This is a genomic window from Kitasatospora sp. NPDC091276, assembly GCF_040684355.1.
Lineage (GTDB): Bacteria > Actinomycetota > Actinomycetes > Streptomycetales > Streptomycetaceae > Kitasatospora.
This window is the reverse complement of the sequence record NZ_JBFBFU010000066.1, coordinates 1-14747: the sequence shown is the minus strand read 5'-3', so window position 1 is coordinate 14747 and position 14747 is coordinate 1. Positions and strand designations below refer to the sequence as shown.

General features: G+C 68.2%; 4 protein-coding genes. 3 read left to right on the top strand and 1 reads right to left on the bottom strand.

Annotation, left to right across the window (positions count from 1 at the left end; genetic code table 11):
- Positions 1–499: 499 nt before the first annotated feature.
- A complete protein-coding gene (locus tag AB0O19_RS37970; RefSeq protein WP_363626261.1) occupies positions 500–4858 on the bottom strand; it encodes a LamG-like jellyroll fold domain-containing protein in 4359 nt (1452 codons plus the stop codon).
- Positions 4859–5537: 679 nt separating this feature from the next.
- Between AB0O19_RS37970 and AB0O19_RS37965 the strand changes: the two genes are divergently transcribed.
- From AB0O19_RS37965 to AB0O19_RS37955, 3 genes are all read left to right on the top strand, one after another.
- Complete coding sequence (locus tag AB0O19_RS37965) at positions 5538–12563, top strand: polymorphic toxin-type HINT domain-containing protein (RefSeq protein WP_363626259.1); 7026 nt, start codon at positions 5538–5540, stop codon at positions 12561–12563.
- Positions 12484–13062, top strand: coding sequence for an SUKH-3 domain-containing protein (locus tag AB0O19_RS37960; RefSeq protein ID WP_363626257.1), 579 nt, complete (start codon positions 12484–12486; stop codon positions 13060–13062). The genes AB0O19_RS37965 and AB0O19_RS37960 overlap by 80 nt, the downstream gene beginning before the upstream one ends.
- A 140-nt stretch (positions 13063–13202) precedes the next feature.
- Positions 13203–13580, top strand: a complete 378-nt coding sequence (locus AB0O19_RS37955) for a hypothetical protein (protein ID WP_363626255.1) — start codon at positions 13203–13205, stop codon at positions 13578–13580.
- Positions 13581–14747: the final 1167 nt, after the last annotated feature.

The following is a 14747-nucleotide window of genomic DNA, read 5'->3' as shown; positions in this document are numbered from 1 at the left end:
GGGGACCCTGTGGGAGAGTAGGACGCCGCCGAACAATCATTCACAGAGAACCCCCATCCGGGAAACCGGATGGGGGTTCTCTGCATTTCCGGGGTCTGGGGCCTTGGAACTCCAAGGCCCCAGAGTTGGAGCTTGAATCCGACGTGTGACGGGACGAAGCCGAGCTTCTCGTAGAAGCGGTGGGCGTCGGAGGCCATCGGTGCGGGTCGACGCTGACGTAGCCAAGGCCGCAGGTGTGGCGGCCAGTGACATGGCGCCAGGGGGTCATCGTGTCGTACGGGCGGGCTTAGCCGCCGGCCTCCGTGGCGGCGCGGCCGGGGGGCCGTGGGCGCCGAACAGGGGCTCTAGGAGGAGGAGCTGGAAGGTCCCGGTGCCGGGCCCTGTAGGCCCCCACCCTGCGAATCGGCTCGGCTCGCTTGGCGGCCGTCCGGGTATGGCGAAGGCCGTTGGCTCCCCCATGGGGAGCCAACGGCCTTCGCGTGGTGGTGCCGGTTGACCGTCAGCCAGTCAGCTGTGCAGTGTAGGTCCACCGCTGGTTGGCCCCGCCGTGGCAGTCCCAGATGTCGAGCTGGGTGCCGTTGGTGGTGGTCCAGCCGGGGAGTTCCAGGCAGCGGCCGGACTGCGGGTTGAAGAGGCTGCCGTCGTAGCGCCGCAGCCACTGCTGCCCGCCCTCAGCGGGGTTGCAGTCGCGCAGGACGACCTTGGCCCCGTTACCGGCGGCGTTGTCCTGGGTGCCGACGCACTTGCCGTTGATGGTCATGGTGTTGTCGGGAGTGAAGGTGAAGTGCTGGTTCGCTCCGTTCCAGCAGTCGTAGATGGCGACCGTCGCACCGGTTGAGCCGCCACCCCAGTCGTCGACGCACTTGCCGTAGGCGTAGGCGCTCTGGACGTGGACGCTGGCGTTGCCGGTGGCGAGGTTGTTGGCCTGCTGGTCGGTGACGGCGTACGGGTAGAGCCGCACGTCGCTGACCGCACCGTCGAGTCCGGCGGTGTCGGGGATTTGGTGCGTGGTCTCGGCACCGATGGTGACCGGGCCGTCGGCCGTCCAGCCGTGCCAGTCGGCGTCGACCTTGGTGGTGCCGACGGCCTGCCCGTTGACGTAGAGGGTGATGGCCTGGGTGTCGGCGTTGTAGGTGCCGACGAGGTGGGTCCAGACACCGACCTGGGGCGCTGCGGTGTCGTTCACCGTGTAGTACTTGGCCGGCGGGTAGCGGTCCTCACTGGCGAGGGTGAACGACCAGCGGCCGAAGGAGGAGGAGTACTGGAGGTAGAACGGGCTCCGCTGGTTCCCGGCCTGGGAGACGATGGTCCGGAAGCCGTTGGTGTTGTTGATCTTCGCCCAGGCCGCGACGCTGTAGCTGCGGGTGGTGTCGATGCCGGGGCTCTGCTTGGTCTTGTAGTAGCTGCTGCCGTTGAGGGCCGTGGCCGCGCCGGCGACGTTGTTGTGGTCGGCGGTGCGGGTGGGGGCGCCGCTGGGGCTCAGCGGGTTGTTGATGCTGCTGTCGACGATCTTCTCGGTCCGGCCGTCCATGGCCCACCAGCTCGGGGCGGCGGCGGCCTTGGCGGCGTTCTGGGGGCCGGCGTCCCAGGTGAAGGTGGGATTGGTGGGGTCGCCGCTGCGGTGTCCCCACCAGATCTGGATCTGCCCGTCGGCGTTGCGGCCCCAGAGGGTGGGGGCGCCGTTGCCGGTCAGGTCGCCGTCGGAACCGAGGACGGGCCACGTCGTGGCGGAGACGTTGCCGATCGGGACGGCGGCGGAGATCGCGGTCACCGTGGGCACGCTGATCGGGTTGCCGAATTCGTCCCGGACGGGCTCGCCGTTGTGGGTTGGGGCGTAGGTGCCGGTGGTGAAGGTGTAGGCGCGTAGGTCGCCGGTGGCGCGGTTGCGGGTCCACAGGCCGGGGTGTCCCTGGCCGGCCCAGTCACCCGGGGTGAGGAGGTCGAGGTCCTTCCAGCCGGAGGCCGCCAGTTGCACGGGGGCGCCGAGAGTCTGGGCACCGGTGGCCGGGTAGAACCACAGGCCCGCGTCGCTGCCGTTGCTTTCGACAGTCAGCAGGCCGGTCTGGTTCTTGAACTGCAGCTTGGTGTCGAGGTCGCTGTGCGCGGGGTCACCGAGCGAGGCGACCTGCAGGGTGGTGGACCAGTCGGCGGCGTACGCCCCCGGTGCGCACCGCGGCGGCGGGTTGTCGGCGTCGCTGCAGTTGGGCTTGGCGAGCACCGCCTTGCTGTCGAAGCGGCCGGAGTAGCCGGTGTTGCCGGGGTTGCCGTAGAGGTAGATGTCCTTGTCGCCCGCCGGGTGGACGATGAGGTCGTCGACGTTCTTGCCGCCGGTCAGGGTGCCGCGGTGGGTGAACTGGACGCCGTTGGTCCAACTGCCGGTGGGGGAGTCGGCCGGCAGCGCCGCCAGAGCCGCGGTGGGGCTCTTGGCGAGGGAGTTGCCGGGCACGTTGTACGCGCGGAGGTTGCCGGCCCCGTCGTAGGTGACGATGTCGGGAGCGCCGTCTCCGGTGATGTCGCCGAAGACCGGAGGCGGGCCGTCGGGGTTCCACGGGACGTAGAAGGCGTACTGGGTGACCGGGGAGACGTTCCCGGCGTCGTCCTGGGCCTGGATGAACAGGACGTTGGTGCCCCAGCGGCCGGCCATGACCGGGATGCCGCCGGTGGGCATGGCGCCGCCGCACTGCCAGCCGGCGCCCGCAAGCTGCGGGTCCCAGCTCCAGCGAAGGCACTTCACCCCGGAGGCGACGCCGCCGTTGGGGGTGGGATCGGTGAGGGTGACGGGGACGTACCCGGTCTGCCAGGTGCGGATCTTGGTGGTCTGCCCGTTGCCGGAGGGTGGGAACTGGGTGGCCAGTGCGTCGTCGGAGAGCTGGTCGTAGACGCCGGGAACGGAGACCTGCGGAGGGGTCAGGTCGACACCGAAGCGGCAGGTGGGGGTGGAACCGGAGAGACCGACCAACTGGTCGCTGGCCATGATGCCGTAGCCGTAGAGGTGGCCGTCCTTGATGACGTTCGGACTGACGGTGAAGGCTGCGTTGCCACCATTGTTGACAAGGGGTGAGTAGCCGCCGTCGACGTCGGGAACGCCGGAGAGGGTGTAGTCCCAGATGTGGGACCAGGAGTAGAGCTGGCCCTGGACGGGGCTGCTGACGGTGGCGTTGAGGGTTACGGCGCCGTTGAGGTCCGAACCGGCACCGAGCCAGCCCCAGTTGTCGCCGTTGCAGCCCTGGGTCTGGCGGGCGGGGTCGGCTGTGTGGGGGACCGGGTAGGTGTACGGGTTGGTCGGGGTGTTGGGGGTGCGGTCGTAGGTGACGGTGAGCGTGGCGCCGTAGTCGAAGCGCTTGAACGCGTAGGCGTTGTTCTCGTCGGAGGCCTGGAGACCGAAGGTCAGCCAGGGTTCGTTGACCCACTGTGCCACGGTCGGGCCGGCGTTCCAGAACGTCACCGGGACGTTGTCGTGGCAGGCGCCGCGGCCGGAGCCGGCGACCTGGGCGGTCTCGATCGGACCGCCGACCGGCTGGGGCCGGTTGTTCCAGTTGGTGCCCGTGTTGATGGGGCGGTCGACGAGGTAGAGGTCGACGCCGTAGGTCTTGTTGCAGTCCCAGTCGGCGGAGATGTATTCGGCGAAGTCCAGTCGCGCGGAGTTGATGGCCGCGCCGTTCAGACCGCGGGTGTCGATCTGGAAGTAGGTCCGCTCGATGTCGGCCGGGTTGCAGCTGGGCGCGCTGGGGTAGCTGCCGCACTTGCCGACGCCCAGGTGGTCGCTGTCCGCCGGGCCGTTGACGTTGTAGTGCGTCGCGGTTGGGTGCTGGGACTGGACGAAGGTGGAGCCGTAACTGCTGTTGGCCCAGGGGATCCAGGCCGGGTCGATGAAGTACGGGGCGGTGCCTGTGGCGAGGATGGACTGGTCCGGGGTGAGGTCGATGCCCGAGGACGTGGTGGCCACCGGCACCGTCGCGACCTTCGCGCCGGCGCCGGGGCTCTCCGGGGTGCTCACTGAGGGGACCACCTCGCGGCCGCCCGCGCCGGAGGAGGTGCTGGGGGCCGGTGACGGCGAGTGCGTCGTGTCGGCTGCGGGCATTGCCGCAGCCGCAGCGTGGAAGCTCGCGGCCTTGACACCCGGGGTGCCCGTCCGGGCGGCGTCGGCGGCGGGGGTGCTGTCCCACATCCGGGGCGCAGGCGCGTGCCAGCGGGGACCGTCGGCGGCGGAGGCCGTTAGGTCGTGGTTCTCGTCGGACGTGATGGTGACCCCGTCCGTGACGGTGCCGAAGTGGAGGCTCTTCAGCGCCGGGTCCGCCGCCGCCTTGGCGGTCTTGACGATCAGCACCGTGCTGACGCTGCCGGCCTTTCCGACCGTGACCTTCAGGTCGGTGTCGGCTCCGAGGACCGCTGGGTAGAGCAGGCTGTCGCCCTGGACCTGGGGTGCAGGCAGCGGGAACGGCGCGGTCAGCGCCAGCTTCTTCCCGTCCGTGCTGGTCATGGTGGCCAGCGGCCCGTCACCACCGCCGGACAGGACCACACCGGACGGGGTGGCCTTGGGGGCGAAGCCGCCGCCCGGTCGCGCGGCCAGGGTGGCGTCCAGCGGGTGCCATTGGCCGTCGGCCTTCATCCGTTGCTGCTGCGGGTGGCGCGACTCCTGCAGCTGGCCGTCCGGGGTGGCGTAGGTCTCGGTGAACTCGGTGGTCAGACGGTCGATCAGGACGCTCTTGCCGGTCGCCTTGGCTTGGGCGAACGCGGTGTTATCCGCCGGCCGGTCCTTCGGGCGGTCCTTGGCGTGTGCGGTATCTGCGGCCGCCATGAGCTCGGCCAGGGTCTTGCTGTCGGTGCCGCTCGGCGTGGTGCCGGCGAAGGCGGGCATTGCGGAAGACAGGGCGAGGACGAATCCGGTCGCGGCGGCGGCGAAGCGAAGCCGAGACGCGGCTCGCCCCCGGGCTCTCGGGTGCTCTCTCGGTGGGCGTTCGGGCATGACGGGGCCTCCCCCGGAAGTGATGGTTGGTGCGGACACCGCCGGGATCGGGCAATGCGCACAGGACATGCGGAATTTCGCCCAAAAGTGAAGGTGCGTCAAGTCATTAACAGGGCTATATGCCCCTTTAGTGAGGCTAGCTGACGATTTGTCGGTCAACGTGATGCATGCCACTTATAAAAAATTGATATTGGGCTCGACGTTGATGTGAACAAGTTCGTAGGGTCGCCGACGTTAATTTCGGCTGTTCCATGCCCAGGGGCATGGTCAATTCCCATAGGGGGCAGTGGTGGCGTCCACCCGTCGTGCTCGGTCAACCAGGGGAAGAACCGCCCAACGGGCGAGAAAACCCAGAACAGCCCTGCTCAGCACATTGGCTATGATGGCGGGACTCGTCGTACCGGCGGCTGGGGTTCCCGCATTCGCCATCGGTTCGGACGAGAACAGGATCTGGTCCCCGACGACCACTCAACTGCCGTCCACACCGTCCGTCCCCGGGAAGGACGCGAAGCCGGACTCCCCGGCTCCTCCACGAACTCCGACTCCTGACTGGGTGCCGCCAAAATCCCCGGTGGTCCCCCCTCGCGGTGCGTCCACCGTCGAGCTGGCGGCCGTGCCGCCAGTCGGCAGCCGGGCGGCCCGGCTGGACGAGGCCGGCCAGACCGTGATCGAGCCCTCCGCCGGTGCCTCCACCAAGGCGGGCGCCCTTCCGGTGTGGCTGGCGCCCGTGGCCGCCGACGGCCAGGAGGCCACGCGGAAGGACACGACCGTCGAGCCCGGTGCGAAGGCCTCGGTGCACGTCGAGGTCACCGACGCTAAGACCGCCGCGTCCGCGGGATCGCGCACCAACCTGGTGGCGCTCACGCCGACCGACCCGTCGAACGCGGCCAAGCTGCGAGTCAGCCTGGACGCCTCCGCCTTCGGAGCCGGGCTCGGCGGTGACTGGTCCCAACGCGCCCGCCTTTACACCCTGCCCGCCTGCTCCCTGACCACCCCCCAGGCCGAGGGCTGCCTGGAGCGCAAGCCCGTCGAGTCGCACTACGACGCCCAGACCGGGAAGCTGGTCGCCGACGTCGACCTGCCGGCCGCCACGGCTGCCCCGAAGGCAAGCGTGACGCAGGCCGCGTTCCGCACCGGGCTCACCGCCGCCGCGGCCGCACCGACCGTGCTCGCGGCCGACGCGCCCGCCACCGGCGGGGCCGGTACCTACAGCGCCACCAGCCTGGCGCCCAGCCAGTCCTGGACTGCCGGCGAGGCCTCGGGCGCGTTCAACTACAGCTATCCCGTGCAGTCGCCCCCGAGCATCGGTGGCGGCGCGCCGAATGTCGCCCTGGGATACAGCTCGACCGCGGTGGACGGCAAGACCTCCTCGACGAACTCCCAGGCCTCCTGGATCGGCGACGGCTGGGACTACGGCCCGGGCTTCGTCGAGCGCTCCTTCCGCCCGTGTGCGAAGGACGGCATCACCGGCTCCGGCGACCAGTGCTGGGGCGAGGCCAACCTCACCCTGTCGCTGGCCGGCCACTCCGGTGAGCTGGTGCCCGAGGACGCCTCGTGCCCGAAGACGGCCGGCCCGGACGAGTGGTCCAGGTGCACCTGGCGGCTCAAGACCGATGACGGCAGCAGGATCGAGTTCCTGACCGGCGCCACCAACGGCACCTGGAACGGCTCGTACATCAAGCTGACCGACGCCGCCGGTGCCGCCTACTACTTCGGCCTGAACCACCTGCCCTCCGCCACCGGCAAGCCCACCACGATCGGTCCGGACGCCAACTCCGCCTGGACCGTTCCGGTGTACTCGCCCAACAGTGGCGACCCCTGCTACGACGCGGGCAAGGGCAAGGACTCCTGGTGCCAGACCGCCTGGCGCTGGAACCTCGACTCAGAGGTGGACGTCTACGGCAATCTGACCACCTACAGCTACACGCCCGAGACCAACTACTACGCGCGCGGCGGTGGCCAGAACCGGGGCAAGGGCACCAACACCGCCTACACCCGCGGTGGCGTGGTGGCCTCGATCGGCTACGGGCAGCTGCTGTCCGACCAGTTGAACGCCAACGGCGGCTACCAGCCCGCCGCCCGGATCGACTTCGACTCCGGTGAGCGCTGCGTCACCGGCGCCGCGGCCTGCGACCCGGCCCAGCGCACCGCCGCCAACGCGGCGAACTGGCCCGACGTCCCGCTGGACAAGCAGTGCGCGCAGAACGACGTGTGCGCCAACTACGGGCCCAGCTACTTCACCACGAAGTGGCTGAACACCATCACCACCCGGATCCGCTCCGGCAACGGCTACCGCGACGTCGACTCCTACGCGCTCAGCCATGTCCTGAAGCTGGTCCAGAACAGCACCGAGAACACCGCGGTCCCGTGGCTGGCCTCCGTCCAGCGCACCGCCAAGGACGAGTTCAACGGCCAGAAGCCGATCACCCTGCCGGCCGTTACCTTCGCCGACGTCCTGCTGCCCAACCGGGTGGACGGCGCGGGCCCCTCCCGCCCCGCCTACAACCGGCCGCGCATCGCCTCGGTGACCACCGAGACCGGCGGCGCCATCAACGTCGACTACTACCAGGCGTCCTGCTCCCGCACCGCCGGGGTGATGCCGACGTCGGCGGACGACAACAAGCTCGGCTGCTTCAACGTCAAGTGGTACCAGCCCAACTCCACTGCCGACAGCAACCCGGTGGACGACTGGTTCCTGCGCTACCCGGTCAAGACGATCACCGTCGACCCGCGCTCCGACCTCGTCAAGGGAGCGCTCCCGCAGACCACCACCTACACCTACGGCGACGCCGCCTGGCACCGCAACGACGGCCGGTTCGTCGAGGCGAAGGACCGCACCTGGGACGACTTCCGGGGTTTCGCCACGGTGACCACCGTGACCGGCACCGGCAAGGACGGCGCCCAGGGCCAGAAGTCGACCACCTACCACCAGGGCATGGACGGTGACCTCACCGCCTCCGGCGCCAAGCGCTCCCGGACGGTCGCCGGCCCGATGAGCGGCCCGGTCACTGACAGCGACTGGCTCTCCGGCCAGGTCCTGGAATCGGACACCTACGCCCAGGCGGGCGCGACCGAACCGGTCGCCTACAGCGTCAGCACCAGCTCCGGCCCGGCCACCACCGCGACCCACGTGCGCGGCGACGGCCTGCCCGACCTCGTCGCCCGTTACACCTCCACCAGCAGCGTCGTCACCGCCAAGGCCCGCAAGGCCGACGGCACCTGGCGCACCACCACCGACACCACCACCACCGACCCGGCGCACGCCAACCGGCCCGTCACCGTGCTCAACCAGGCCGAGGGCACGCCGGACGTCTGCGCCCGCACCACGTACGCCACCGGCACCGACTCGGTCATGACCGTGCTGGTCTCGGAGGCCATCTCGGTCTCCGGCCCGAACGCCTGCACCGCCGTCCCCACGGCCGCCAACACCCTCACGGGTTCGCGGACCGTCTTCGACGGCGCCGCCTTCGGCAGCGCCGGCGCCAAGGGCGAAGCGAGCAGCATCCAGGTCCTGGAGAAGTTCGACGACTCCGGCAAGGCCCAGTGGACCACCACCGGCCTCAGCACCTATGACACCTACGGGCGCCCGGTCACCGTGACCGACCCCACCACCACCGACTCCGCCCACCCGGGCGGCGCGGCCACCACCACGGTCTACAACTCCGCCAACCCCGGAGAGCTGCCCAACGGGACGACGATCACCTCGCCGGCCCCCGTCGGGGCTCCCGACGCGGCCACCGGCCGGATCTCCACCGCGACCCTCAACCCCGCCCGGGCCCTGCCGATCACCGGCACCGACGCCAACGGGCGCACCGTCACCCAGGCCTACGACGCCCTGGGCCGTCTCACCGCCGTCTGGCTCGCGGGCCGGACGACCAGCGACAAGGCGAACTACACCTACAGCTACGCGGTCGGCAACGGTGCTCCCAGCAGCGTCACCTCCGGCCGCCTGCGCGCCAACAGCAGCTACGCCCAGTCCGTCCAGATCATGGACGGGCTCGCCCGCGTGGTACAGACTCAGGCCGACCCGGCGATCTCCGCCTACCACGGCCGGATGATCACCGACACCTACTACGACTCCCAGGGCCGCGCCAACCGCGTCAACAACACCTACTACAACGACCAGGCCGGCCCCGCGACCACGCGGTTCGAGCCCGAAGACGCCAAGGTCCCGAACCAGACCTACAGCGTCTTCGACGGCCAGGGCCGCGCCACCAGCGTCCAGTTCCGCGCCTACGGTGTCGCGCAGAACGCCACCACCACGTCCTACCCGGGCGCGGACCGCACCGACGTCACCCCGCCCGCCGGCGCCACCCCGACCACCACGGTCAACGACGCCCGCGGCCGCACGACCCAGCTGTGGCAGTACCGGACGCCCGTCGCCACCGGCAACAGCGCCGACGCGGACGTCACCAGCTACGCCTTCAACCCCGGGGGCCAGGAAGCCTCCCGCACCGACGCCGCCGGCAACACCTGGTCCTACACCTACGACCAGCGCGGCCGCCAGACCGGCGCCAGCGACCCGGACGCGGGCAACAGCTCCGTCACGTACGACGCCGCGGGGCGCGTGGCCTCCAGCACCAATGCCGGCGGCCAGACCATCGCCACTGCCTACGACCTGCTCGGTCGCAGGACCGGTACGTACCAGGGCACGGTCAGCCCGGAGAACCAGCTGACCGGCTACGCGTACGACACCGTCGCGAAGGGACAGCAGGACAGCTCCACCCGCTACGTGGGCGGGGCCAAGGGCGCCGCGTACACCAACGCGGTCGTGTCCATGGACATCGGCTACCGGCCGACCAAGACCACCCTGACGATCCCCGGCAGCGAGGTCGGGCAGAGCGCCCCGGTCACCTACACCACCAGCGCCAAGTACGACCCGATCACCGGGGCCAAGGCCGAGGAGACCCGCCCGACCGTCGGCGACGTCTACTCCGAGACCATCGTGTACACCTACGAGGTCTACGGTCTGCTCTCGAAGTTCGGGGCGTACGGCGGCAAGATGTACGACCTCCAGTCGGACTACGACGCCTACGGCCGCAACATCCGTTCCACGATGAACCCGTGGGGCACCCAGGTCGTCACCACCGCCACCTACGACGAACCGACCGGCCGCACCCTCACCCAGTACGTCGACAAGCAGACCTCGACCACCGGCACCGTCCAGAACACCACCTACGCCTACAACCAGGCCGGCCGGATCACCGCGATCCGGGCCATCCCCGACAACACGCCGAGCGCCACCGACCTGCAGTGCTTTAGCTACGACCACCTCGGTCGACTGAGCACCGCGTGGACCGACACCGGACGCCTCGACCAGGCCCCCGACCCGGCCGTGGGCGGCCAGGGGGCCTGCGCCAACTCCACGCCCACCAGCGGCGCCCAGGCGCCCACCCGTACCACCGTCGGCGGCTACGCGCCCTACTGGCAGAGCTACCAGTACGACCTGACGGGCAACCGCACCCAGTTCGTCGCGCACGACGCCGGCGGCGACACCGCCAAGGACACCACGGTCACCCAGACCTTCCCGTCCACCGGCACCCGCAATGCCCCGACCAGCGCGCCCAACAGCGGCGGCGGCACCGGCGGGCCGCACGCCCTGCTGAGCTCCACCAGCAGGACGGGCAACAACGCGCCCACCACCAGCACTACCCAGTACGACGCGGCCGGGCGCACCACCGCCATCACCGACACCAACGGCACCGCCAAGCTCACCTGGAACGGTGAGGACCGGCTGGAGTCGCTGGCCAAGACCGACGGCGGCACCACCACCTACCTGTACGACGCCGAGGGCAACCAGCTCGTCCGCCGCAACCCCGGCAAGACCACCATCAACATGGGGGGCGACGAGCTCACCGTCGACACCGGCACCAAGCAGCTCGCCGGCGCCCGCTACTACGAGATCCCCGGCGGCACCACCCTGGTCCGCCAAGGTGGCGGCAAGCTGACCTACCAGATCGCCGACCACCACGGCACCGGCGTCCTGGGCATCGACTCCGCCACCCTGACCGAGACCCGACGCCCCAACGACCCCTTCGGCAACCCGCGTGGCACCCAGCCGAGTACCTGGGCCGGGGACAAGGGCTTCGTCGGCGGCACCAAGGACGACGTCACCGGCCTCACCAACCTCGGCGCCCGCCAGTACCAACCGACCACCGGGCGGTTCCTGAGCCTCGATCCCATCCTCGACCGGGCCGATCCCCAGCAGTGGAACGGCTACGCCTACGGCAACAACGACCCCGTCAACCGCGCGGACCCCAGCGGTCTGTTCTCCATCGCCGACTTCATCAAGCCGCTCATCATCGCGGCCGCCACCGCGGTCGCGACGGCCATGGGCTTCGCCATCCCGAACGCCAAACCCGTCTCCCCGGCCCCCGTCTCCGTCCCGGCGGTCGACCAGGCAGAAGAGAGCGCACAGCGGGCCGAAGCCGCGAAGCAGAAGGTCGAAGCGGCGCACCATAGGGAAAACCAGGCCAAGCAGAAGGTGATGGGCGCCGGCAAGCAGCTGGCCAAAATCGCCGCCGACGAACTCGGCATCACGGACGCTTTCGACTGCGTCACCAAGGGCGACCTCGGTGCCTGCGGCGAGACCGTGCTCAACGTCGCCACCAGCCTCATCGGCGGCGGCCCGCTCGCCAAGCTCGCCAAGAAGTACGCGTTCCACTGGGGCAAGGCCTACGAGCTCGCCAAGACCATCAAGCGCCTCGCCAACGAGCTCTACGACGGCTTCAAGGCCTGGCGCACGGAGTCCAAGGCCGTTCGCGAAGCAGAGCAGGCCGCTGGAAGTTGCCTCATCGGCGGGAAGAACAGCTTCAAACCCGACACACCCGTCCTACTCGCCGACGGCAGCAGCAAACCCATCAAGGACGTGAAACAGGGCGACGAAGTCCTGTCAACCGACCCACAGACCGACAGCACCAAGCCCGAGGCCGTCGCCGCCACCATCGTCACCCCCGACGACCGGCAGTTCACCGACCTCACCCTTGCCGCCGACGCGAAGCCGGCCGCCGCCCTCACCTCGACCCAGCACCACCCGTTCTGGGACGAGACCACCCAGCGCTGGACCGACGCCTCCGACCTCCACGTCGGCGACCAGGTCCGCGCGGCTGACGGCACCTTCCTCACCGTCCAGGCCATCCGCAACTACGAGACCGATCCGCAGGAAGCCCGCAACCTCAGCGTCGCGGAGCTCCACACGTACTATGTGCTCGCGGGCGCCACGCCAGTACTCGTTCACAACTGTGGTGAGACCTTTGAGGGGTTCGCCGACAAGGCCGAGATTGCGCGCGCTGATTATGCGGCCGAATACACCTCGCCGACCGGGAAGGTATACCGGGCGCACAATGCCGAGGAGCTTGAGGTTCCGGACGAGATGAATAAGGTCTTCAAGGATCCGAAGAACGGCCATCATGGTGGCTGCGCCGAGACGAAGTGCCTGATCAAGGCGTACAACGCCGAGGGGATGGCGGCAACGCGTGGAGGTAAGATGGACGTTGTTCACGTGAGCGACGATCTCGATGGACAGTGGGAACATTTCGATAGGGCACGGCCTTGCGGTCGTTGCGCTCGACTGCAGGGGAACCTGGGAATTGGGTAACACTTTGGGATTCGGGTTGGGAGGCCTGCTCCCTGAGGTCCAGAATGCGCTTATGCAGTCGGGATGGAGCATAGACCGGAGTGTCGATGTGGCACCCGTCGTGGGCGCTCTCCGAGAGGCTGGATATCATCTCGGCGAGCAAGTTTCCGAGCTCTACCAGAACCTGTACGGGCTGTCCGTTCAGCCGGTGGATCATCCTGGCGCGTGCTTCATGAATTCTGACCCTATTCAATTCTCGGCAGGCTGGGGGGTTCGGCATCGTGCAGAAGCATTGCGGCTGGAGTCTCTCTACGGAGAAGATTTCTCACCTTTCTGTAGATGGCTGAGCGGCGCGCATATATACATCTCCGGATCGGGGCGCGTCTATTCTTGGTTCGATCGTCTGGTTTGGGAGATCGGAGCAGATGCGCGCGACGCTGTGGATTTCATGGTGCTTGCACATCGTCCTCTAGTGTGTGTCCACGCCGAACCCGGCCGGGCCCCATGGCCGGTTCCGTAACGCTGCTCTAAATGGCGCTAGAGCCCTATGTTGGAAATCGCCCGCCCGCCGGTCATTCGGCGGGCGGGTGTTGCGCATTTCCGGCCCCAGCTTCCGCGTAGCACACGTACTATGTGCTCGCGGGGGCCACACCGGTCCTGGTGCACAATACCTCCCCAGAGCTCTGCAAATACGTCGCGGGACTTCCTAAGGGTGGGAATATTGAGGTTGCATCGCGGCTGACTACCAAGGATAATCCCGCGGGGTATTACGGGCATAACATGCCGCGAGCAGATATCGGCGATGTTGATTGGGATGCCAGAACGGCAATCGATGCAGCAGGTGGTCATCACATGGGCTGCGCCGAAATCGGCCGCATTAGTGACGCTTTTGAAGCAGGGGATTCGATGAAGGGGGCCGTGATGGAAACGGTAAATGTGGCCCCCGGATCACCCAAGCATCTGACGCCACGAAAGCCTTGTTCGAATGAGTGTGCGCCGCTGCTTCCGCAGTTGGGAATCAGCGTTATGCATAACTAGTCCAGCTCGACCGGCGATGCGGTGCGGCATTTCGAGTAGAAGGATGGTATTCACTGTGAGCTCGTCGGGCGAGTTGGACTGGAGTGCCCTCAGCCATTCCCGCGGGGTGGCATCGGACCTGCCGGCCCTGCTGGATGCGGTTTGTAGCAGCGATCCAGCCGTGGCGTCCGAAGCGCTCGGTGAGGTTAGGTACCGGGTCTGCTATCAGGGGCTGTCCGTAAACGAGTCGACTTCGTACGCTGTTCCTATTCTGACATTGCTGGTCATGGAGGGGCGAACATCTCTGCGATCAGAGGTTCTGGCACTTCTGACGATCATCCGACGCGCCTCCGGAGCGTGGCGTCGATCAGAAGATCTGGCACTGCCTCAGTACAAGGACCGGTACGCCCACAGGGTCGCATGGGAGATTGCTGTGGATCGCGCATTCTCCGATATCGCGATGGACGTTGCAGGACTCCGAGACGATGCGGACGGCTCGGTCGCAGCCGCGGCGACCGAGCTGCTCCATGCATTGCAGAGGGGGCCGGGCTTCAGTAAGTAAGAAGTCCCTTGCGCAACAGCACCGCCCGTTGGCCATGCCGTCGGGCGGTGCTGTTGTCCGGCCGTCGTTCGCCCTGCGAGCAGTGCAGGCCCCAGAACTGCGTCTAGCGCTGGTATGTGCTCGTGGGGCCGCCAGCTCAGCGACCTCGCTGTGGGCGGCGGCGCCGCTCCGCGCTCCCCTGCCCACAGCGACCACCTGATTCTGAAACTGCCCTACCGGGACGAGGCAGCCCGCCGCTTGACCGACGGTTCTCAGCTCCAGTCCGGCGACAATCTCTGCACTGCCAACGGCGCGTGTTACGTTGGCGACTTCGCGCAACTACGAGGCCAATTCGCAGGTCGCACTTTAATCTCACCGTTGGCCAGCTCCACACGTACTATGTGCTCGCCGGTACCACGCCGGTGCTCGTGCACAACTCTTCGTGCCCGAGATTTGCGGTTTCTTCGAATGGCGCCATCGAGGACCTGCAGAATCCTCCCTGGATTGCTAATACGGGGGCAGGTAATGAGGTCGCTCGGTCGCTAATCGGCTGCTACTGAAGTTGAATTCGTGATGTCGGTCTGAGATCTGGTCAGCGATCCATGATCAGGCCGGTGGTGGCGAGGCATCCGTCGATGAGGTGAGGG